Annotated in this window: 21 protein-coding genes; 15 read left to right on the forward strand and 6 right to left on the reverse strand. The window is 42.1% G+C overall.

Features of this window, described 5'->3' with window-relative positions:
- Window positions 1-49 precede the first annotated feature (49 nt).
- From ACQ76V_RS05675 to ACQ76V_RS05715, 9 genes are all read left to right on the forward strand, one after another.
- Window positions 50-604 (forward strand): transposase, encoded by a 555-nt coding sequence (locus ACQ76V_RS05675; RefSeq protein ID WP_440999516.1) that lies wholly within the window; start codon window positions 50-52, stop codon window positions 602-604.
- Window positions 605-614: 10 nt separating this feature from the next.
- A complete protein-coding gene (locus tag ACQ76V_RS05680) occupies window positions 615-1454 on the forward strand; it encodes an SCO family protein (protein ID WP_440999517.1) in 840 nt (279 codons plus the stop codon).
- A complete protein-coding gene (gene coxB / locus ACQ76V_RS05685) occupies window positions 1441-2391 on the forward strand; it encodes a cytochrome c oxidase subunit II (protein ID WP_440999518.1) in 951 nt (316 codons plus the stop codon). The genes ACQ76V_RS05680 and coxB overlap by 14 nt, the downstream gene beginning before the upstream one ends.
- Before the next feature lies 1 nt (window position 2392).
- Window positions 2393-4138, forward strand: coding sequence for a cytochrome c oxidase subunit I (gene ctaD / locus ACQ76V_RS05690; protein WP_440999519.1), 1746 nt, complete (start codon window positions 2393-2395; stop codon window positions 4136-4138).
- Window positions 4139-4175: 37 nt separating this feature from the next.
- On the forward strand, window positions 4176-4829 hold the full coding sequence (locus ACQ76V_RS05695; RefSeq protein ID WP_440999520.1) for a cytochrome c oxidase subunit 3 family protein: 654 nt from the start codon (window positions 4176-4178) through the stop codon (window positions 4827-4829).
- A gap of 23 nt (window positions 4830-4852) precedes the next feature.
- Entirely contained in the window at window positions 4853-5155 is a 303-nt protein-coding gene (locus ACQ76V_RS05700) for a cytochrome C oxidase subunit IV family protein (protein ID WP_440999521.1), read from the forward strand.
- Between the two features lie 203 nt (window positions 5156-5358).
- Entirely contained in the window at window positions 5359-6264 is a 906-nt protein-coding gene (cyoE, locus tag ACQ76V_RS05705) for a heme o synthase (protein WP_440999522.1), read from the forward strand.
- 73 nt (window positions 6265-6337) lie between these two features.
- Window positions 6338-7543, forward strand: a complete 1206-nt coding sequence (locus tag ACQ76V_RS05710) for an FG-GAP repeat domain-containing protein (RefSeq protein ID WP_440999523.1) — start codon at window positions 6338-6340, stop codon at window positions 7541-7543.
- A gap of 192 nt (window positions 7544-7735) precedes the next feature.
- Entirely contained in the window at window positions 7736-8896 is a 1161-nt protein-coding gene (locus ACQ76V_RS05715) for a serine hydrolase domain-containing protein (protein WP_440999524.1), read from the forward strand.
- Between the two features lie 60 nt (window positions 8897-8956).
- Here the strand turns inward: ACQ76V_RS05715 and ACQ76V_RS05720 are convergent, their stop codons facing one another.
- The 6 genes from ACQ76V_RS05720 to ACQ76V_RS05745 all read right to left on the reverse strand — a co-directional run bounded on the left by ACQ76V_RS05720 (window position 8957) and on the right by ACQ76V_RS05745 (window position 17811).
- A complete protein-coding gene (locus tag ACQ76V_RS05720) occupies window positions 8957-11398 on the reverse strand; it encodes an alpha-ketoacid dehydrogenase subunit alpha/beta (RefSeq protein WP_440999525.1) in 2442 nt (813 codons plus the stop codon).
- Between the two features lie 67 nt (window positions 11399-11465).
- A complete protein-coding gene (locus ACQ76V_RS05725; RefSeq protein WP_440999526.1) occupies window positions 11466-12860 on the reverse strand; it encodes a class II fumarate hydratase in 1395 nt (464 codons plus the stop codon).
- A gap of 168 nt (window positions 12861-13028) precedes the next feature.
- Window positions 13029-14162, reverse strand: coding sequence for an N-acetyltransferase family protein (locus ACQ76V_RS05730; protein ID WP_440999527.1), 1134 nt, complete (start codon window positions 14160-14162; stop codon window positions 13029-13031).
- A 3-nt stretch (window positions 14163-14165) separates the two neighbouring features.
- Window positions 14166-15410 (reverse strand): aminotransferase class I/II-fold pyridoxal phosphate-dependent enzyme, encoded by a 1245-nt coding sequence (locus ACQ76V_RS05735; RefSeq protein ID WP_440999528.1) that lies wholly within the window; start codon window positions 15408-15410, stop codon window positions 14166-14168.
- 89 nt (window positions 15411-15499) lie between these two features.
- Window positions 15500-16639, reverse strand: a complete 1140-nt coding sequence (locus ACQ76V_RS05740; protein ID WP_440999529.1) for a glycosyltransferase family 4 protein — start codon at window positions 16637-16639, stop codon at window positions 15500-15502.
- 17 nt (window positions 16640-16656) lie between these two features.
- Window positions 16657-17811, reverse strand: coding sequence for a glycosyltransferase family 4 protein (locus ACQ76V_RS05745; RefSeq protein ID WP_440999530.1), 1155 nt, complete (start codon window positions 17809-17811; stop codon window positions 16657-16659).
- A gap of 103 nt (window positions 17812-17914) precedes the next feature.
- Here ACQ76V_RS05745 and ACQ76V_RS05750 point away from each other — a divergent pair, with 103 nt between their 5' ends.
- The 6 genes from ACQ76V_RS05750 to ACQ76V_RS05775 all read left to right on the forward strand — a co-directional run bounded on the left by ACQ76V_RS05750 (window position 17915) and on the right by ACQ76V_RS05775 (window position 23897).
- Window positions 17915-18889, forward strand: coding sequence for an NAD-dependent epimerase/dehydratase family protein (locus ACQ76V_RS05750; RefSeq protein WP_440999531.1), 975 nt, complete (start codon window positions 17915-17917; stop codon window positions 18887-18889).
- A 4-nt stretch (window positions 18890-18893) separates the two neighbouring features.
- Complete coding sequence (locus tag ACQ76V_RS05755; RefSeq protein WP_440999532.1) at window positions 18894-20453, forward strand: putative Ig domain-containing protein; 1560 nt, start codon at window positions 18894-18896, stop codon at window positions 20451-20453.
- A 34-nt stretch (window positions 20454-20487) separates the two neighbouring features.
- Entirely contained in the window at window positions 20488-21582 is a 1095-nt protein-coding gene (gene mutY / locus ACQ76V_RS05760) for an A/G-specific adenine glycosylase (protein WP_440999533.1), read from the forward strand.
- 48 nt (window positions 21583-21630) lie between these two features.
- Window positions 21631-22473, forward strand: coding sequence for a TIGR02757 family protein (locus ACQ76V_RS05765; RefSeq protein ID WP_440999534.1), 843 nt, complete (start codon window positions 21631-21633; stop codon window positions 22471-22473).
- Window positions 22474-22680: 207 nt separating this feature from the next.
- The gene (locus tag ACQ76V_RS05770) at window positions 22681-23274 is read left to right on the forward strand and encodes a hypothetical protein (RefSeq protein ID WP_440999535.1); all 594 of its coding nucleotides are present in this window, start codon (window positions 22681-22683) and stop codon (window positions 23272-23274) included.
- A gap of 2 nt (window positions 23275-23276) precedes the next feature.
- Complete coding sequence (locus tag ACQ76V_RS05775) at window positions 23277-23897, forward strand: hypothetical protein (protein WP_440999536.1); 621 nt, start codon at window positions 23277-23279, stop codon at window positions 23895-23897.
- Window positions 23898-23966: the final 69 nt, after the last annotated feature.

Below are 23966 nucleotides of genomic sequence, written 5' to 3' on the forward strand. Positions count from 1 at the left end.
TAACACACTAACGCAGTAAAGCTGTCACTGCTAAAAAGCTTTTATCTTCATGGCTAACGAGAAGCAAAATTATTCTGCTGATTTTAAAAAGGAAGTTGCGCAAAAAGCATTAGATCAGTCCAAAAAAAATCTGGACAAATTAGCTGAAAAGTATGAGGTCCCAGTTTCAGTTATTTTGATGTGGGCAACTGAACTGGAGAAAGGTGGCAACGATGTTTTTGAAACTGCAGAAGAAGATGATACCTCCTCTTCTGAAGAATCTGCTGAAACTGTTGAGGTTGAAATCAATGATGATGAGTTAGCCGATTCTGTTGAGCATGGCGTTATGGCAGACAAGCTCAATTATAAAAGACTCATTTTTTGGAGTGTTGTCGGTACAATTTTAGTTATAGTATTTGTACGCGGTCTTATTGAGATGTATCAATACAATGTGGAAGTTACTCAAGACCGTGTATCATCCGAAAGTGAATATTACCAAGTCAATCAGATGAAACAAGAATCAAGACAACAACTCGATAGTTTTGGTGTTGTTGATCTTGAAAATGGTATTTACAGAATTCCTATCGACAGTGCAATCAACCAGATGGCTGCCGATGAAGATTAGATAGCAATTTATGAAATATTTTGGGCTTGCAATAGCAACATTAAGCCTATTCGTACTCCCGAACTCTTCCGAAGCTCAATTGAATAAACAAAAACCAAAGCAGCTGGAAGATGTAGGAGTTGAAGAGCGGTTGGGTGAACAGATACCGCTCGATTTAACATTCGCCAATGCAGAAGGCGATTCTATAAAACTAAAGGAATTATTTGCTGATGGTAAACCGGTACTGTTGAATCCTGTTTACTACGAGTGCCCGCAGCTTTGCTCAATGATTAAGGAAGCCATTTTTAAAGGAGTTAAGGATTTAAAATGGTCGCCGGGCAAAGAGTATAATATTGTTACCTTCAGTTTTGATCCCCGTGAAAAGGCAGGATTAGCTGCTGAAAACAAGGAACGTTTTTTGAACAAACTGGCCAGAGAAGGTGCTGGACAAGGATGGCACTTTTTGACGGGTAATAAAGAAACTATTGACAAAATCACTGAGGCCGTTGGGTTTGAAACGAAGCGTCTCCAAAACGGGCAATATGCACATGGGGCCGCTATTATTTTTCTTAGCCCTGAAGGCGTCATAACACGCTATCTATATGGCCTCAAGTTTGACGAATTTAATTTACGGAATGCGCTATATGATGCAGCTGACGGTAACATCGGAAGTGCTGCAGAACAAGTGTTACTTTATTGTTATCAATACGATGCGGATTCCAACACATACGTGCCGGTAGCCTGGAAAATCATGCAGGTTGGCGGCTTTGCTACCATGTTTATTCTGGGTATATTCCTCGGTTTTATGTGGTTACGGCACCGATATTCTAATAATGAAAAGAAAATAAAAGATACGAATGGACGCGATTAAAGATTTCTTGTTACCCCCGGCAAAATCTACGCTGGCCGAACAAACCGACTCGCTTTTTTGGTTTGTACATGGCAGTAGTCTTATTTTGACGATTGGACTCATTGCAGTCATAGTTTATTTCGTCTACAAATATCGTCGCAAGTCAAAGGATGAAACAACTCCACTCATTACTCACAATAATGCTTTAGAAGTTACGTGGTCAGTTATTCCTCTGATATTAGTTCTCATCGTTTTTGGATGGGGATATCAAGTATTCATGAATCAAACCGTAGTACCTGACGATGCCTACGAAGTAAATGTTACGGCACAAAAATGGATCTGGCAATTTAAGTACGAAAATGGTGCCCAATCCACCGGTAAACTACACGTTCCTGCCGGTCGTCCCATCAAATTGATTATGAGCTCCAATGATGTTATTCACTCCTTTTTTGTACCCGACTATCGGCTAAAACAAGATGTTGTACCGGGACGTTATACCGAAATGTGGTTTAATGCCCCCGAGCCAGGAACATCTATTATTTTTTGTACCGAGTATTGTGGTGATGGCCACTCCGATATGTTAGGTGAAGTTGTTGTGCATGAGGAGAAAGAATTTAAAAACTGGCTTGCAGAAAATGCCGGTGGTGGTTCCAAACCGGAAGACTTGGCTCCTGAAGAATGGGGTGAACAGTTAGCACAGGAATGGGCCTGCACCACCTGTCACTCCACTGATGGTAGCCAAATGACGGGACCGACCTGGCAAGGAAAATTTGGCAACGAAGAAAATCTTGCAGATGGTTCCACGGTAACTATTGATGAGAATTATTTACGAGAATCTATTCTGGAGCCCAATGCAAAAATCGTTGAAGGATTTCCTGCAGTCATGAATACTTACCAGGGTCAGCTTAACGATGAGCAGATTAATGCGATTATCGAATACATCAAAACATTGAAGTAATATGGACACAGCAGAATCAAGTTCAACATCAAAAAAAATCCAGGTTCAGCGGTATAAACCCGATGATAATCCTGATAAGCACTATCTGAATGAAGAAACGGGACTGTGGTCTTGGTTAACAACGGTCGATCACAAGAAGATCGGCATCATGTTCCTGGGAGCCATTACCTTTTTCTTCTTTGTAGGTGGCATCATGGCGCTTTTAGTACGTACGGAACTTTGGACGCCTGCCAAAACTTTTATTGAAGCTAATACCTACAATCAGCTTTTTACGCTGCACGGGGCAATTATGATTTTCTTATTCCTTGTGCCCTCAGTACCGGCAGCGCTTGGTAACTTCATCTTACCACTGCAACTCGGGGCTAAAGATGTTGCCTTCCCAAGGCTTAACTTGATGAGTTTCTATCTTTATTTAACGGGGGCGGGAATTGCTATTTATTCCATTCTCAATGGTGGAATTGATACCGGATGGACGTTTTACACTCCCTACTCCTCCACTACGGGTGGTGCAGTAACAACGATGGTCTTTGGAGTATTTGTTATTGGATTTTCATCCATTCTAACCGGGGTAAACTTTATTACAACCATCCACAAAATGCGTGCGCCGGGCCTTACCTGGGATAAACTTCCGCTTTTCTGTTGGGGCCTTTATGCCACAAGCATTATTCAGATTTTAGCTACACCGGTTCTTGCTATTACCCTTGCACTCGTAGGGATGGAGCGAATACTGGGAATCGGAATCTTTGATCCCGCAATGGGCGGTGACCCGATACTGTTTCAGCACTTCTTCTGGTTCTACAGTCACCCCGCAGTGTATATTATGATTGTACCGGGCTTTGGAGTCGTTTCAGAAATTATCACGACATTCTCACGAAAACACATCTTTGGATATTGGGCTATTGCCCTTTCATCTCTGGCCATTGCCTTCATTGGATTTCTTGTTTGGGGGCACCACATGTTTGTATCCGGTCAGGCGTCAATAGCTTCTATGGTCTTTTCATTCTTAACCTTCCTTGTAGGTATTCCCACAGGAATTAAAATGTTTAACTGGACCGCAACCTTGTACAAAGGTTCGATCGACCTAAAATCACCAGTACTTTATATTTTTGGATTTTTCTTCCTCTTCTTGGTAGGCGGCCTTACCGGTATCGTGCTCGGATCCATCGCACTCGATGTCCACTTACATGATACTTACTACGTGGTTGCACACTTCCACTTTGTAATGGTTGGAGGTATGGTGATGGCATTCTTAGCCGGACTACACTATTGGTGGCCAAAAATAACCGGTCGCATGTACAACGAAACCATGGCTAAAATTGCCTGTGGAATTATCTTTGTAGGCTTTAATGTGACATTCCTACCCCAGTTTGTTATGGGGTCTCAGGGCATGCCTCGCCGTTATTTTAACTACATCGAACAGTTTCAGCCATTCCATCAAGTTTCAACTGTAGGATCATTTGTCCTTGGACTGGGCTTCCTGATGGTATTCTATTACTTAGTTAGATCACTGTTTAATGGTAAAGCGGCTACAGCTAACCCCTGGGGAAGTCGTGCACTCGAATGGCAGATAAATACACGTCCTCCACTACATAACTTCCATCACACCCCCGTCATTATTAACGGTCCCTATGATTACCACAAACCAATGGAAGAGTTCCAGTTAGGTTTAGCTGAATCCAGCAATGGACATGGTCATGAAAGTGATCTCGAAGTAACAAGTGATGGCAAAGAAATTAACGCTGAGTAAAAACGTATTTTAATCTGAAAATCATTAATAACTGATTATGGCAAATCATTCATCATCCACATCATCAAAATTTTTTCAGCACCATTTTGTGGACGCCGACCAGCAGTTTGATGCTGCCAAGATGGGCATGTGGATATTTCTGATGACAGAAATATTAATGTTTGGTGGGCTCTTTGCAGCTTATATCGTCTACCGGCTTCTTCATCCTGAACTATTTACACTTGCTTCCGAAGAATTAAATACACTCTGGGGCGGTGTTAATACGGTAGTACTACTTGGTAGTAGCTTAACTGTGGCAATGGCTATTAAATCAGCACAGCTCAACCAGAAAAAAAATATTGCCATCAATCTGGGTATTACCCTTGCCCTTGCAGCTGTATTTATGGTGATTAAATATTTTGAGTGGACACATAAATTCCACTTGGGAATATTTCCAGGTAAATTTTACTCCTTTGAAGGCATTAATCATCCCCAAGCTAACGTATTCTTCAGCCTTTATTATCTCATGACCGGCCTGCACGGCATTCACGTACTTATAGGTATGGGATTAATAACCTGGCTGCTGGTCCGTTCCTTAAAAGGGCATTTTGACAGCGAGTACTATAACCCCATTGAAATTACAGGCCTTTATTGGCACTTAGTGGATATCATCTGGATTTTCTTATTCCCACTGTTCTACCTAATTGAATAATAACTTTAAAACGATTTTGGATCATGAGCGTACATCATATTTCAACTGATAAAACCCTACTGGGGGTATTTAGTGCCTTACTGGTATTAACTGTTTTAACGGTAGGTGTTCATTATATTCACCTCCCTAACCCATGGGCAATCACTGTAGCTATGGCTATTGCTACATTTAAAGCTGTCTTGGTAGCACTATTCTTTATGCATCTTTACTGGGATCAACGTTTCAACAGTATATTACTGGTGGCCTCGCTGGTATTTTTGGTCTTATTGGTAGGATTCACTTTGCTTGATACACTTCTTAGACCCGAAATCATGCCAACGTTTTGATTGTTATATATCTTTAAATCCAAAGCCGATTGAATAGAATTCGATCGGCTTTTTTTATTAAGCCCATTTTCAAAAAAATTTTTATTCCCGAGATCAACTACTTAACAAAGTAGAAATCAAACGAATAGTATTTTTATGGTCTTGAAGTAACAATTTTCAATATAAATCAGTACATTTGCATCTGATTAAATTACGAACTTGGCATGAAACTAAGCACACAATTTTCCCCTTCAACGTTGTTTGATACCCAAACCATTGGCGCCTACTATGAGCTTACCAAACCGGGTATTACTCTTACCGTATTGGCCAGCATGCTTATCGGCTTTGTGTTGGGCTCAGCCGGACAAATAGATTATATAACGTTGATCCATGCCACTCTCGGAACCTGGCTTATCGCATCCGGTACAGCTGCTCATAATCAATTTTTGGAATGGCGATATGATAGCAAAATGAAGCGGACCCAAGAACGTCCAGTACCGGCAAGTAAAATATCGCCTCAAAAAAGTGTATTCTTTTCACTCACCTTAATTACTGTTGGTTTAGCATATTTACTATTGGCTGTTAATGCTGTTGCCGGATTGGTCTCACTGCTAACAACACTTATCTATTTGGGAATATATACGCCTATGAAGCGTATATCGGTTGCGAATGTCTTTATCGGAGCAATACCCGGAGCATTACCACCGGTAGGCGGTTGGGCTGCGGCTACAGGCCATTTAGGAAGTACAGGAATGTGGCTGCTGTTTGCTATTGTATTTATGTGGCAAATTCCCCACGTAATGGCCATTGCCTGGGTCTGCAAAGATGATTACAGCAATGCAGGCTTCCAGATGCTTCCCAAAAATGATCCCTACGGTATTAAAGCAACAGTCCTAATTGTTGGATGTTTAGTTGCGTTGGTTCCGATCTCATACGGTCTCTATTATATTGGGATGAATAGCTGGATCTATTTAATCGGCGGACTCTTGAGCAGTTTCGTTTTTCTTTATTACGGATTGGTCTTTGCCAAAGATCGCGACAAACCATCCGCTAAAAAATTGATGTTTGCCTCATTTGGGTACCTGCCTATCATCTGGGCATTTGTCATTATTGACCTTCTGATCCTGTAATAGGTTTCAAGTTCTGTTATAATTACTAAAAAGTTTTAGTGAAGAGTCGAAGAAGTAAGTAACTTTACTTCTTATGGAACGACAGATGTTACTTCTTTTTATAACAGGGTTGCTAATAAGCTCATGTGGGTGGAATTTAAATGCCCCTGATAACGGAAATGGCGGATCTGATCCTGGAGATGAAACACTCTATTTTGAAGATGTAAGCTCCTCTAACCTACCCGATAGCGCAAACTTACGAACCAATGCTTCCACAGCCGTTGATAATAACAATAACGGTAATATAGATCTTGTTTTAGCCATTGAATCAAGCAATAATAAAATTCTCATCAATGACGGCAATGCAAAATTTACCGATGAGACTTCTAATCGATTGACAACCCAGAATACAAACTCACAAGATATCACTGCTGCTGATTTCAATAACGATGGCAACATCGACCTTTTCTTTGCCAGTGAGCAAAATCAATCAAGTGGACTTGCTATTAATAATGGATCGGGAACCTTTTCTGATTTATCTAACCGCATTCCGGTAACCGGTAATTTTACTTCGTCTGGATCACTCGATTTCGATAATGACGGATCAATAGATCTGTTTATTGGGAACCGGGGACAAAATCAACTTCTTGCTAACAACGGTAACGCCTTTTTCAATAACCAAACTTCTCAAAGGCTCCCTCAAAACTTCGACAATACTTTCGATATCGCAATCGGAGACATAACCGGGAATAACCTAATCGATCTTTTGACTGCTAATCAAGGTCCCAACATTGTACTAATTAACACTGGAACCGGCTTTTATACCAATCAATCAGGCAATCGTATTCCGTATATAAATGCGCCCGAGGAAAGCCGAAGTATCTTACTTGCTGATATCGCCAATGACAGTGATCTTGATATCTATTATGGCAACTCTGCTTTTCAGGAAAACGCCAACCCAAAAGACCGCTTGTTAATCAATGACGGTCGCGGATACTTTTCCGATCAAACGGCTGACCGGCTGCCTGCCATTACTACCCATACATTTACTGCTGAATTTGCTGATCTGGATAATGACAGAGATTTAGATTTAATAGTCGGCAACTATGACGGAGGCTTGCGGATCCTCCTTAACAATCGAAATGGGTATTATTCAGATCAATCAACCGATTGGCTGCCCGATAACTTTACACCATTAGCATTAGATATAGAAGTCAATGATTTTAACGGTGATAATCTGCCGGATATCTATATTGCAACCCAAGATGGCCAAAATCGGCTTTTATTGCAGAGAAACTAATAAAGGGCAATAATTTCTGCCACTCGTAAACAAATTCTTGATAGCCATTCAAACCATCATTTATCCCTATCATTGCTAATAGATTTCCCGTCAGAACTGAACGGGATTGGTTTTTAAAACTTTGGGCAATCGCATTTCCAAAATATCTTCTGTATTATCATTTAAACGATATCAACAAAAAGCCATTTTACAATGCATCAATGTAAGCCCCTTGCTCTGCTATTAGCATTTCTACTGTGTTCCACTACCGTTATTGCTCAAACTGCTGATACCTACTTCCCTTCTCGCTTTCACTGGGAAACAAAATCACCGGAAGAAGTGGGAATGAATTCTGCTGATATTAAAGCAGCTATCGAATATGCTAAAGCAAATGAATCCACTAACCCCAAGGATCTCAATATCCACTTAAACACCCGAAATAATGAACCTTATAATAATATTATTGGTCCTGTAAAAGAACGCGGAGAGATGACGGGCATAATCATCAAAGACGGCTACCTTATTAAAGAATGGGGTAATCCGCGTCGTGTGGATATGACTTTCAGCATCACCAAAAGTTTTCTTTCTACCGTAGTTGGAGTAGCATGGGATAAAGGTATGATCGAGAATATTGATGATCGTGTCCAGAAATATTCTCCGGTTGAGCATTTTAATTCAGAGCATAATTCAAAAATAACATGGAATCATCTTTTGAGACAAACAAGTGATTGGGAGGGAGAGCTTTTTGGCAAACCCGACTGGGCCGACCGGCCTGAAAAAGAGTTGACTGAAAACGTGATAAATCGAAAAAGAAACGAACCCGGTTCCAAATGGAAGTATAACGACGTTCGGGTAAACCTCTTAGCTTTGGCAGCTTTAAAAGTATGGCGAAATCCCTTGCCCGCAGTACTGCGAAAACATGTTATGGATCCGATTGGTGCTTCCAATACCTGGCGCTGGTATGGCTATAAAAATTCATGGGTAAATATTGACGGCATCAAAATGCAATCGGTCAGTGGTGGCGGACACTGGGGCGGCGGCATGTGGCTCAATGCCTATGACCAAGCTAAATTTGGTTATTTGTTCCTAAGAAATGGTAATTGGGATGGCAACCAAGTTATTTCTGAAGAATGGATTGATAAAGCTCGCATCCCCACCAAAGCGAACAATGGTTACGGGTTTATGAACTTTTTTCTGAATTATGATCAAAAACGACTATCCAATGCACCTAAAGAAGCCTATGTATTTCTCGGATCCGGTATCAATATGATTTATATCGATCAGGAGAATGACCTTGTAATTGTTGGCCGTTGGATTTCCGATTACGACGCTATGGACGGTTTCGTGAAAAGAGTGATTGAAGCAATTGAATAATTATCCTTAAAAAAAATGCCAATCCCTCATCCCTTTGCTAAGAGTTAGGCTATAATAAATTTATTCATAAATCGGAGGATATTTCACGGGATTGGCCTCACTCATCAACGCATAAACGGCCTCAAAGATATCTTCGTCGTTGGGCTTGGAGAAGTAATCCCCATCAGAACCATACGCGGCCCGATGTTCTTTGGCCGTCAGACACTGCGGTTCAGAATCCAGATAGTAATATCCTTTTTGATCCTGAATTACCTTATTCATCATAAAGGCTGAAGCACCACCGGGAACATCTTCATCCACAAATAAAATACGGTTTGTTTTCTTAAGGGATTCTACGATATCGTGATTACGATCAAACGGAAGTAGCGTCCGTACGTCAATTAATTCAGCCGATATGCCTACTTCTTCCAATTCCGGTAATACGGCTTCGCATATATTACAAGTTGATCCGTACGAAACAATCGTGATGTCCGTGCCTTCAGATACCACATTCGGAATACCCAATGGCACCGTAAATTCGCCTAAGTTTTCAGGCAAATCTTCTTTCAACCGGTATGCATTGAGCGGCTCTATAACTAACGCCGGATCATCACCCCGAAGCAGAGTGTTATAGATTCCCGCTGCATCCGTAAGGTTTCGAGGAACACATACATGTACACCTCTAATACCATTAATAATCATGCCCATGGGTGAGCCGGTATGCCATATTCCCTCCAGGCGATGACCGCGCGTTCGCACAATCAGCGGGGCTTTTTGTCCGCCCATACTGCGATAACGTACAGTCGCAAGATCATCACTTAATCCTTGGAAACAGTAGAGCAGGTAATCCAAGTACTGTATCTCGGCAATGGGTCGAAGCCCTCGCAGGGCCATTCCAATGCCTTGTCCCAGAATAGTAGCTTCACGAATACCGGTATCACTGACACGGAGCTCTCCGTATTTATCCTGCATATTTTCGAGCCCTTTATTTACATCACCCAACTTTCCGGTATCCTCACCAAAAACTAACGTCTCCGGATACTTCTCAAATAGCTTGTCAAAATTGTCGCGCAGTACCACGCGCCCGTCTACACTTTTTGGATCATCGCTATATGCCGGAGGCTCTTCCTGCACATTTAACGGGGACTGTTCCCCTTCGCTATACAGATGACTGTCATATCTCTGACTGTTGGCTTCCTTACTGTCCTCAAGCCAATTCTGAAGCTTCGCTCGAGTTGAAAGTTTTTCATTCCTCGTTATCCGAAGTGCTTTACGTGCGCCTGATACAATATACTTACGCAACGGTACCAACGGCGCCTTCATATCATTAATGACCGCTTGAAGCTCATCAGAGTTACTGCTTTCTGCAGCTACATCTTCTACCAGCTTAACAACTGTGTTCAGTTCTTCTTTCAGTTCTGATTTAAAGGACTTCCACGCAGCTTTCTGGGCTTCTTTAACTTCTTCCTCTGCTTCTTCCTCAACCGTTTCAATTTCATCCTCTGAAGCAATACCCTCTTCGATTAACCAACTTCGGGTTTTATTGAGACAGCAATACTCTTCCTCCCACTTCAGACGTTCGTCAGATTTATACCGCTCGTGCGATCCGGAAGTCGAATGCCCCTGTGGTTGTGTTACCTCCGTAACATGCACCAGCACAGGCACGTGTTCTTCTCGCGCTATTTGGGCGGCTTTTTCATAGGTATCCATCAGGGCGGGATAATCCCAAGCATTGACTTTCAAAATCTCGATACCCTCCTGCTCGTCCGTACGTTGGAACCCTTTTAGAACTTCAGAAATACTCTCTTTTGTAGTCTGATACTTCCTTGGCACCGAAATACCGTAGCCATCATCCCAAACCGACATCACCATAGGCACCTGTAATACTCCCGCCGCATTGATGGTCTCCCAAAAAACTCCCTCAGATGTACTGGCATCACCAATGGTGCCCCATGCAACTTCATTACCATCTTCGGAAAATTTTTGGAAATGCTCCTCATCCAAAAGCGATTCGTGATTGCGATAGACTTTTGAAGCTTCCGCCAACCCCAGCAAACGCGACATCTGCCCTGCTGTAGGAGAAATATCAGGAGAGGTATTTTTCATTGACGTCAGGTCTTTCCAACTGCCATCATCATGAAGACTACGCGTGCTAAAATGCGCATTCATTTGACGTCCCCCGGAATGAGGCTCCTCCTCAACATTCGCGTGGGCATAGAGCTGGGCAAAAAACTGCTGTACCGTAACCTGACCAATAGCCATCATAAAAGTTTGATCACGATAGTAACCGGCACGGAAATCTCCCTCCTTAAAATATTTAGCCATTGCAATCTGTGGCATCTCTTTACCGTCACCAAAAATTCCAAATTTGGCTTTCCCGGTCAGGGTTTCTTTGCGCCCAAGATATGATACCTCCCTACTTTTGAAGGCTAACTTATAATCGTACAGAATCTCTTGCTTCTGCTCTTGGGTGTAAGAATTATCTGACGATTTTTTCTCTTTTTCAGTCTTTGTAGGTGCCATAGTATCCGTTTTCAGTTAAAACTTTGCAGCAGTATAAATTATTATCAGATAGCCCTTCTTTATAAGCCTACTCCATAAAACCGCCTTTTGTCATTTTAATGGGATCCAACGCCTGATCCAGCTCCTTATCGCTCAAGTCGGTCATTTCACGCGCAACTTCCTTAACAGGACGACTTTCTGCAAATGCTTTCTTTGCAATTTTTGCCGCTTGGTCATATCCGATCAACGGATTTAAGGCCGTAACTAACACCGGATTGCGACCAACCATATCGGCCACACGTTCCTTGTTCACATCTAAACGAGACACAGAACGATCGGCCAAGTTTTGCACAGCATTTCCTAAAATATTGATTGATTCTAATAAATTATGAGCAACAACCGGCAGCATAACGTTCAGCTCAAAGTTGCCGGACTGTCCGGCTACCGTAATGGCAGAATCGTTGCCGATTACCTGGGCGCATACCATCGTGATAGATTCTTCAATCACAGGATTTATCTTACCGGGCATAATTGATGATCCAGGCTGCAGCGCTTCAAGTTTAATTTCACCTATTCCACTATTTGGTCCGGAATTCATCCAGCGCAAGTCGTTTCCGATCTTCATCAAGCCCGTTGCAATAGTTTTAAGCTGACTGCTCAATTCAACAGGAGCATCAACGGTTGCCTGAGCTTCAAAATGATTTTGGGCCTCACTTAGTTCAGCACCCGTTTCTTCAGACAACGCTTCAGCCATCTTAGCACCAAACTCGGGATTTGTATTCAATCCTGTGCCCACTGCAGTGCCACCCTGTGGAAGCTCCGTAACGCGATCTAATGCCGACTCTAACCGCTCAACGCCAAGTTCCAGCTGACGTGCATATCCGTCAAATTCTTGCTTAATCGTTACCGGCATTGCATCCATAAGATGAGTACGACCGGTTTTTACAACCTCAGCAAACTCTTCGCCCTTTTCTTTAAATGCATCTTGTAGCTGCTCAAGAGCGGGAATTAAATTATTTTTTACTGCTAATATTGCAGCAACACGAATTGAGGTAGGAATAACATCATTTGAGCTCTGCCCATAATTCACATGGTCATTGGGATGAATTTTGGTATCAACATCATCTCCCTTAAGCTCATTGGCTCGTTTAGCAATAATTTCGTTGGCATTCATATTTGTTGATGTACCCGATCCTGTTTGGAAAATATCGATGGGGAAATCATCATCAAATTTACCATCTGCTACCTCTGTTGCCGCCTTTTGAATGGCTTCAGCAACTCCTTCTTCAAGTTCACCCAAATCTGCATTTACTTTTGCAGCATTTTTCTTAACCAATCCAAGTGCTTCAATAAATCCACGGCTAAACCTAATACCGCTTACTGGAAAGTTATCAACAGCTCGTTGCGTTTGTGCACCGTAGTAAGCATCACTTGGCACTTTAACTTCTCCCATGGAATCGGTTTCAATACGATAATTACTCATAATACTCGATTTTTTAGTCAGAAATTCTTTTCAATGCTGCAGAAAGTACGTTCTGCACAAGCATTCAAAGGTAGGAAATTTTTCGGAGATTTCGGAGTCTGGGAGAGCAGTAAAATTGGCTTCGAATCAGATCATTCAAGAACCACATAACGTAAACTGAATGTGTCGCTACAAATCCTTTTGATACATACGATAGGTTTTTTCAATGCTCGCACCTAATTTTTCAGCAACTCGAATCATATTTTTATTGGTTTCCAAAACCCAGCTTAATTCAGATGAATTATAACCGACCTCTCTACCATTAATAATTGCCTCTTTATGAAGCAATGCATCAATGCCCTTGCCCTGGTATTCTGGAATAACTCCCATTAAAGCAGTACGAATTTGGTCGATATTTCGACGGTGCCAAAGCAGTTTAAAAATGCCGGTCGGAAACAGTGTCCCATCAGTATATTTTAACGCTTGATTTAAATCAGGCAAGGCAATTGAAAAAGCCACAGGCTCCCCATCTACCTCGGCAATATGAGCAACTTTGGGATCCAGTATAAGTTTCAGGTCATTGGCCAGTTCTTGTAACTCTTCTTTTGAAAGCGGGATAAACCCCCAATTTTTTGACCAAGCCTGATTAAATATATTTTGGACAATCTCTACTTCCTGATCAAGGTTCTTCGTATCGATTTCGCGAATCTTAAGCTTAGGCAAGCGACGACGAACAATCTCCTCAGCCCGATAAATCCGATCCAGTGTAACCGTAGCCTGCGTTACTCGAAAGGCATACAAATCCATCTCTTTCTTTAGACCGGCATTGGTAATCAGGTCATCATAGTAAGGCTTGTGATACGGCATCATGATACTGGGCTCGTACTCAAAACCGTCCACTAAAATACCAATCTCATCCATCATACTGGGATTAGACGGTCCCAGCACATCCGTATGCCCACGTTGCTTTAACCAGTCACCGGCAACTTTAAACAAAAGATTAGTTACAGACTGATCATCAATACACTCAAAGAATCCGAAGAAACCGGTCTTATTATTATGATGCTCATTATAGCGCCGATCTTGAATTGCGGCTATCCTGCCACAAAGTTCACCATCCTGCTCGGCTAAAAACAAGGCGATATCACCATTCTCATAGAAAGGGTTGTTCTCCGTATCAATGAGCTTTTTCTGCTCCATTTTCAACGGAGGAATCCAGTTTTCATCTTCTGAGTAATGCTGATAAGGGAAGTCTATAAACTGTTTACGCTCTTTTTTGGTAGTGGCAAGCGTAATCCCATTTATGCGCTGAGTGGTTTTCACAACTTAATCCATTTCGAGCAGTGAGTGGCCGTTCTGATCAATAATACCTTGTTCAATTCCTACTTTCCGGAAGGCTTCAAGAATGCGATCCAAATGGTCATCGGTGTGTGTGGCCATATAACTGGTACGGACAAGTGATTGGCCGCGTGGTACGCCTGGAGGCACTACCGCATTTACATAAACGCCAGCCTCAAAAAGTCCTTTCCAGAACTTGAAACAATCCATCATTTCACCGATCACCACTGGGATAATAGGAGTTTGACTGCTCCATACATTAAAGCCCATGTCACGAAGCGATTCGCGCATGTAATTGGAAATTTCGGCCAGCCGTTCCAATCGCCAGGTTTCTTCTTTTAAGATTTCAAGTGCTTTAAGAACGGTTGCAACATTGGCAGGAGGCATTGAAGCACTGAAAATATGGGCCGGAGAATTATGGCGGATATATTCTATCACTTCATGATCACCAACCAGGAATCCTCCAAGAGAAGCAAATGATTTTGAAAACGTCCCACTAATCAGGTCTACGTCATCCATCATGCCAAACGTAGATGCAGATCCCCGTCCGCCTTCACCGATAACCCCGATTGCATGGGCGTCATCGAGATATAGCCGCGCGCCGTGTTTCTTTTTCAAGCGTACAAGCTCAGGAACATTGGCGATTGTTCCTGACATTGAGAAAACACCGTCACTAACAATGATTTTCCCGGCATTTTCATCAGCACGATCCATCAGCATTTCCAGCTGCTCCATGTCATTGTGCTGAAACCGCATGGTCTTGGCGTTGGATACAAGCGTGCCGGTTACGATACAAGCGTGATTATCTTTGTCAGAAAAAATGACATCCTTGCGACCTGCAATCGTTTGTATCGCGCCTTCATTTGTTTGGTACCCTGTGCTAAATAACACACAGGAATCCTTACGCATAAAATCTGCTAATTTCTCTTCAAGCTCGATGTGCAAATCAAGCGTCCCATTTAAATATCGGGATCCTGTACAACCTGTTCCATAAACTTTCAAAACTTCAGTAGCAGCCTCAATAACACGCGGATCGTTCGTCAATCCCAGGTAGTTATTGGAGCCGGCCATAATTACTTCTCGGCCATCGATTTGAACCGTTGTACCGTCAGTAGCTTGAAGGGGTTTAAAATAGGGATAAAGACCCTTTGATTTGATTTCCTCAGCTTTAGTAAAGTCGTAAGCCTTGGCAAAAATATCGTTTGGTTTTACATCTGATTTAGAATCAGCCATTCGTTCCATTTTTCGGCTTTTAAAAAAGTGCTTATCGTTGCAAATATACTTCCATATTAACCGTCAATCAAATTATCGATAAGATAATATTAATTTTGGCGTGATGGGGCATATCTGTTGATTATAGTTTGAAAAAAATCGATATACTGTTGTGCTACGTGCTTCCAGCTGAATTGCTCTTGCACATAACTACGCGTTTGCTTCGAAAATTGTTCCAAATTATTTGAAAGAATATCCTTTACTGTTTTGGCAAACTCGTTGGCATCGCGAGTAGGCACACGGTAACCGTTTTTGCCCTGCCTAATGACATCTTTGATCCCTTCCAGGTCAGCGGCTACAGCTGGCGTCCGTGCCATATTTGCTTCGAGTAAAACAATGCCAAATCCCTCCATATCCCCTTGTACCGGAACATTAGGCATCACAAATAAGTCGGCTGCAGCATACGCCTGTTCCAAAACTTCATCGGGTTGTCGTCCCAATAGAAAAATTCGATCCCTGCATTTTGATTGATCGACCGCTTCGTCGATATTATCAAACTCCGGACCATCACCAATAGTTACATAAACAATATTATCATCAAGCTTGGGCATCACCTCGCGTATAAACCACTCGTGTCCTTTCCGTTTCACCTTTCTACCCACCGTAAGAAGCAGAAATTTATTATCCAGTGGAATACGAAAATTTTGCTGAAGTCGATTCCTCGATTCCTTTTTGTCAGGGAAATTGTTCAGCTTCTTAAAATCAAATCCGTTCGGCAATGCCACTCCTTTTTCGGGATCCATGCCCCGCTTGATACATTCTTTGCGTGTAGCCCGGGAAACAGAAATAACACCATCCAGATTTTTAAAAACCTTGGGGACAAACCACTGATAAATTTTAACCGGCAGCGTAACATCACGACCGTGATTAATGGTAATCATCGGCACCTCAACCTTATTCCTTATAAAGTAGGCCAAGCTTGCCGTAACCATAGATGAGAAAACAATTATATCGGCATTATATTCACGAACTTTATGAGGCAGCTCAAACAAATTTCGAAAGAGGAAACCAGACGTTTGTAAAACTATTTTGCCTTCTTCAGAAACATTGATTGTTTCTGGAATAACTTCTACATCGTCTTTACGTTTGAGCTCGTTGATCAACTGTTGACTTACCCGTTGCATGCCGCCGACATTTTCGAGGATCTCACCTTCCGGTGGATGGGTATGTGAGACGTATAAAATTCGCACAATAACTGATTAAGTAGCTAAAATTTAAGTTCAGGTCGGGGTTCCTTCAAGGCTTCCCTGTAATTTTCCAACAACTTATTGTTTACATTTTCCCAAGAATAAGCCAACGCTTTTTGCCGTGCCGCCTTACTCATTCGATCCCAAAGTTCTTCATCATTTGCAATATCGGCCACACATTCTGCAAATCTCTGTGTATCTCTTGGAGGGGCTAAAAAACCGTTCACCCCTGACTCTACCAGTGATCGACTTCCAGTTGCATCAGCCACCACACACGGTAACCCGCTCGACATTGCTTCGAGCGTTACATTACCAAATGTTTCTGTTTCGGATGGAAATAGAAATATGTCACTGCTGGCATACGCTCTGCTCAACTCATCCCCTGTAATAAAACCAGTAAAATGTGCTTCGGGCAACATGTGTTCGAGCTCTTTTTTAGCTGGCCCATCACCTACAATCATTGCTTTAATATTCGCATGATCTTGTTGCAAACGCTTGATCGTATCAACAAAGGTCTGGAGGTTTTTTTCCCAAACCAGTCGCGAAACAAAGGTCACGACCTTGTCGTCATCATCAAACCCAACTGATCGCCGCCATTCCATATCCCTCAACTCGGGATTAAACTGATCCGTATTTACACCGCGAGCCCAAATGCGAATACCCTCATCGATACCCTCCTCATTCAGTTCATCAGCCATAGAGGGAGACGGCACGTAAATATGCTTACACTGGCTGTAAAACCAGCCGATATACTTCCATCCAAGTATCTCCAACATATCCAGATTATAATACTTCAAATAGCTGGTAAAATGCGTGTGATATGAAGCTACAATTTGGATTTGATTGGCCTGAGCCCAGCGCATGGCTCGAAATCCTAGTACATCGGGAGTAGCTAAATGGATGAGCGTTGGTTCAAACTCTCGAAGTCGCCGCTGCGCTCTTTCGGGAAATCCAACCGTAATGCGATACTCCGATCGTCCTGGTACCGGAACCGATGGAACGGGGACAAATTCTCCTTCGTGGTCAATAGCCGGCTCATCAATGGTCGGGCCAAAAATAATTACCGGAATACCCTTTTCTTCCAAAAAACCAACTAATCTATTCAGGGTCAACGAAACACCATCCTGAATATGGTTATAATTCCCGGTAAAAATGGCGACTCTAAGTTCTTTCATAAATTTTCCAATACATCTTTGATATTTGTATCTTTACAACTCTTTAAACTTGAGATGTTTTGACGATCACAGTTTAATATAGCCCCCAAATATACAAAATTTGATGAAAGCCTTCGTAACCGGCGGAACAGGTTTTATTGGAAGTCATCTGGCTGATAGATTAATCGATTCTGATGATTACTCTGAAGTTCGATGCCTCATTCGAAACAATGAAAAATGGCTTAAAGATAAAGATTTTACTCGCATCCACGGCGATTTGGATGACCTACCCGTGCTTAAAAAAGCAGTTAAAGATGTCGATGTAATTTTTCATATCGCGGGACGAGTTAAAGCTCCATCCTACGAAGAACTAAAGCATGCCAACGTGGATGCAACCGAAAACCTCCTGCGTATTGCCCAAAAAGAGGGTGTTCCCAAAATAGTAGTGTTATCATCTTTGGCGGCGGCCGGTCCCAGTGAAAACGGACCCGTTACCGAGAACAAACCCATGAATCCAATCAGCAATTATGGGAAATCAAAAAAAGAAATGGAGGAAATCATCCATGAAGTTTCAAATGGAACAACCTCTATAACAATTTTGCGTCCACCGGCTGTTTACGGTCCGCGTGAAGATCAGATATACAGCTTTTTTAAGATGGTTAACAATCGCATATGCCCTATTATTGGCAATGGTGAACATCCCAAAATCTCAATGATTTACGTTGGTGATGTCATCAATGGCATTTTTAAAGCAGTGGCCCAAAAAACAAAAGGAGTGCATACATATTTTATCTCTGGTCCGGAAATTTACACCTGGAATCAAATTCGCGGAACTACCTCTAAAGTCTTAGGTAAAAAAGCGTTACCTATTTATGTAAAACCCAAACTTGTAAAAACCATCGCTGGTACGGTTGAAAAAGCTGCATCATTTTTTGGTGTGTATCCCGTTCTTAACAGGGAAAAAGCAAAAGAATTAATCTTAGAATGGACATGCTCCAGCGAAAAGGCACACCGCGAACTCGGCTATACCCCGCAATATGCATTAAGCGAAGGTATTTCACGCACAATCCATTGGTATCAAAAACATCACTGGCTATAAATTTATGAAGAACAAACTATTCACGTTCCTTATCGGCTTATTGTTTTGTATCACAATAAATGTGACGGGTCAACCAACCCTGCAAAAAGATTTTTCCTATGTATTGGAAATTCCATCAACAATAACCATAGGTAGCTCTGCGGCCCATGTTTATGTGCTATCCGACAGTGAAGGAATGGCTGTATTTCGCACCCGGAAGGATACCCTGCAATGGCTCTACTCATCCACCGGCATGGAACAACGAGGACATACTCTTACGGCTGATATTCGCTTTGCTTACCTCTGGGGAGACAGTCGACGACTCACCGTCCTGGAACCGACCTCTGTTTTGGGCGTTTATTCCTCTACGCTATTGCCCGCTAATCCACGAGATGCTGAAAGGATAGATAATAACTTATATGTAGCGCTGGGTGACAAGGGACTCGGAAAGATTTCGCTGCGTACCCCGGCCACTGTTGATTCCACCATGGATTATGTAGAACGTTCTCGCTTAAGCCGAGAAACTATTATTGATCTCGAAGCTTCAAATGATCAACTTTTTGCTCTTTCAACCGGGCAAAAGCTATTTCATTTCGATTATGAGAACGAGCAATTATCGATAGCCAAGGAAGTCGAACTTTCGGAAGATATCACCAAAATATATCTGATTGATAATACGGTTTACGGCTCGGACAGCAACGGTAATATCTACGAGCTCGACAGTTCCGGTAATACCTCACAACTCGGCAGTATTGAAGAACCCGTTGTGAAGATAGCTTCTTGGAAAAACTGGCTTATCATTCAAGGAAACTCTAACAGAATCTGGACGTCATATCAGAATCGAAGTCCAGAGTTATGGAAGGATGATGGAAAAGCTGGCAACTATTTTACTGTTACAGGAAATAATCTCTGGCTATTGGAATATGAGAAGCTAAGTCGGATCGTGACCTCCAACCCCGGAAACGTTGAAGAAAATAATTCTACAACTATGAGCGGCGATTACTCCGGTGAAATTTCACTGGTGAATATTTCCGATAAAACGATTCCTCATACCAAGCCGCTGCTGTTCCCCATCAAATTTGAAGAAAATATTCCAGTTGATGCTGTTCAGATATCTTATCAATCTGATGATATTTCACATGCCGAAATTCGAGGCCAGAGTTTCTACTGGCAGCCCACGGCTGATGATGTTGGTAGTCATCGTATTAAAATTATTGCCTCAACAAACAGGGGCAAAACAGACAGCAGCAGCTTCAATATTGAAGTTACATCATTTAATTCTCCACCGCGATTTGCCCCTATACGACCGATAAGTATCCCCATCAATGAAGAATTTTCACTCCCCATAAAAGCAACTGATCCTGACGGAACTAATAAGGATCTTATCCGATATCTTGGTGTTGACTTACCCGAAGGCGCATCCATTAACGAAAAAACGGGTGAATTTACATGGTCACCGACACCTCGTCAGTTGGGTGAAAATCAATTCCGTGTGATTGCAACCGATCAGTATGGAGCAGCAAAATCGATTGATATTACTATTAAGGTTGTTGAAAATCCACGCAGCGAACAGACCGAGAATTAACAAATCATTTAAACTTTACAGATTTAACGTATCCTTGGATAAAAGCGAATTTCAACGTGCCTTATTGAATTGGTATGATCAATATAAGCGGGATATGCCATGGCGCGATTGCACTGATCCCTATAAAATTTGGGTCTCCGAAATCATGCTTCAGCAGACCCGCGTGGATCAAGCTACCCCTTATTTTAATCGTTTTATAGAGCATTTTCCTACCGTTTATGATTTGGCGAAAGCTGACCAACAAGAAGTGCTCAAAATTTGGGAAGGGCTCGGGTATTACAGCCGCGCTCGTCACCTGCATGCCGCGGCTAAGCTTGTGGTCGATAAGTTTGATGGCACGGTTCCCGACAATTGGGATGATATTAATGAGCTTAAAGGGGTGGGACCTTATACGGCTTCGGCTGTGCTAAGTATCGCTTACCAGAAAAAGCATGCGGTTGTTGATGGTAACGTCATCCGTGTACTCAGTCGATACTTGGGTATTGAAGATGATGTTCGAAGTTCAACCACAAAAAATACCATACAGGATGCTGCGGATGAGCTTATTTCCGAGCAACGACCCGGCGATTTCAATCAGGCCGTAATGGAATTGGGCGCAACAATTTGTACGCCCTCCAATCCAAACTGTGAAGAATGCCCCATTCAAGCTAATTGTGTGGCTTTCAAAACAGCTAAAACCGAAGAAATCCCCTACAAATCATCGGCAAAAAAGCGTCCGCATCACCAAATAGGCGTCGGCATTGTGATGAATGAGGATGAAGAAGTGCTCATTGCCCTGCGTCCCGATGATGCCATGCTTGGTGGCATGTGGGAATTCCCCGGCGGCAAACAGCAAGAAGATGAACAGATCGAAGAAACGGTAAAACGAGAACTAAATGAGGAGTTGGATATTGCTGTTTCAATCACAAAGCCTTTCATGAAACTCGATCACGCCTACTCACACTTTAAAATAACAATGCACGCCTACCTGTGTGAGTTAGTCGAAGGTAATCCAAAACCTAAAAGCAGCCAGGAAATTCGCTGGATCACTATTGACGATCTTAAAGATTATCCCTTTCCAAAGGCCAATAGAAAACTTACCGTAAAGCTAATGAATCTGGATAAAGGTCAGCAAGAGCTGGAGATTTAAACTGTATTACATTTGTAATAATCTTTGACAAGGTAAATATCTTAATCAATGTCACCGGAGCTTAAAAAACGATCATCCGCGGAGATCAAAAAACTTAAACCTTTTCTGGATAAATGGGTGGAAAAAGTCGAGCAGCCCAATTATATCGATGAGGACCCTATTCTTTTCATGCACGCTTTCAACCAAAAGGAAGATCAGCTGTTAGCGGGATTTTTTGCGGCTACTATGGCGTGGGGGCGTCGCGATATCGTCATCCGAAAAGTACGCGACTTTCTCAATAGGATGGACAATCGTCCCACCGAGTTTATAACCCATTTCGAAGATCGCGATGCTGAGCGTTTCGATGGATTCAAGCATCGAACGTTTAAACCCATTGACATGAAGTGGCTGGTAAAAATTTTGCAGTCTATACTTCAAGATTATAATTCTTTTGAGAATTTCTGGGCGTATTGCTATCAAAAAGCTTCAGAAACCGATCAACCATTGATGTCGGTTTTTCATGAGCAGTTCTTTGCCCAGCATCCCGAAGCCCCACAGCGCACCCGCAAACATGTTTCCAATGCTGATAAAAAAAGCTCTTGTAAACGATTGTATTTGTATCTGCGCTGGGCGTTGCGCCATAACAGTCCCGTTGACTTGGGAGTGATGGATTTTATGCCTCAGTCTGAACTCATGATTCCGCTCGATGTTCACGTAGCACGGCAAGCGCGGGGTTTGGGTCTTCTTTCCCGAACCTATAACGACTGGTGGGCGGTGCAAGAGCTAACCGAATCACTTCGGCTATTGGATCCCCAAGACCCTGCCAAGTATGATTATGCGCTCTTTGGGCTGGGCGTCAATCAAGATAAGATCCCAGAAAAGTTCCTCAAGAATCCGGTCGTGTTGGATTAAATTATTACCCCCCCTTATTTTTGTTATAATTTAGTATGATTAATCATCATACATTATTTGAATACCCCTTATCACTAATTATGCGAGCTCATAAAATTATACTATACGTAATCTCTCTCTTTATTACATATTATATGTTCAACTACCTCTACTATTTCTCATGCTCAAACTACCTATAAGCAAGAACCGGGATTCTTCACGCCGGTCGTGGAATCATTATATCTGCAGGGAGGCATTTTTGAAGATGCACAACTTATTGGTCCCGCCGTTGGATATCGATTCAACAGCAACTATGATATTAGTCTGCACACCGAATTCCTATTTTCTGAGTGGAAAGCGGGCAATTCAAATAACCCACAATTGTCTATTTTAAACCTTGGGGTAACAGCAGGTCAAACCAACCGTTGGGATAATAACCTGCTACTTCGAACAGAGCTATCTGCATATCAAAGCGTTAATTTAAAGCTCAAAAATTATCAGGGATTAACCACTCCTTCATTAACCTCTGTGCTTGGGGTTTCATCCATATATAAGAAACTCTCTATTTCTGAGGCTATTACGTTTATGCCAAATGTCGGAGTATTAGCAGGAATGGGTGACTATCAACCGCCCTTTTCATCCGGCAATTTACGCCAAGGGTTTGACGGTTTTGTTGCTGGTCCACAGTTGAGGCTTGATACCAAATTTAGCATTGGAGACTCATTCTCTATAACCGCCAAACCCCAATATCGGCTCCGATATAACTTCACCCACGAACAATCAACGGGTACACTCACTTTTAACGTATTGTTCAATTTTTAATAATGATACGAATATGCATTGTAATTTTATTTTTTCTTTCAACTTGGCCAGCATCAGTTTTAGCTCAAAATGACAAAGTACCAAACCTTTGGGTTGGTATTCAGGCTAATGCCATTCCTACTTTTAAAGTCAATAGCACTGAAAACACAAGTGCTCGATCGCAAGGAATTATTCTTTCCATATCAGATTTCAAAAAATCTGGTTTTGGTATAAATTTTCAGCTTTTTCGGGGATTCGATTCTGCCGTAGATTTCTTATATGGTGCCGGAATCTTTTATGCCGTTATTAACAATGACTCATTTAGACTTAAAAGTGGTATTAACATAAGCCGGTTTGCAGTTAATGATTACAGAAGAGAAGGTGATGTTGTGGGCGGCAAGATTGAAGATCAATTTTCGGATACTTTTAAACCCTATCTTGAAATTGAATGGCCTTTTGCAAAATCCATCTCACTTATTCTGCAAGGTGGGTACCGATTGATGAGAAGTGATATAACCACAATAGAAGAAATTCTTGAAAGGTATCCGGATGGAAATCCTTATAGAGTTCATGCCACAGATAATCAAAGATGGTACAGCTCTGGCTGGGAGTTTGGCTTGGGATTGCACATCAAAATCTATTAGAAATGATTAGTACTTTTTCTTTGTTATAGATATGTACATTTACAAAAGAATCCTTATATTTCGCGTCCG

Origin of the sequence: Fodinibius sp. SL11, assembly GCF_052060035.1 — a bacterium.
Lineage (GTDB): Bacteria > Bacteroidota > Rhodothermia > Balneolales > Balneolaceae > Fodinibius.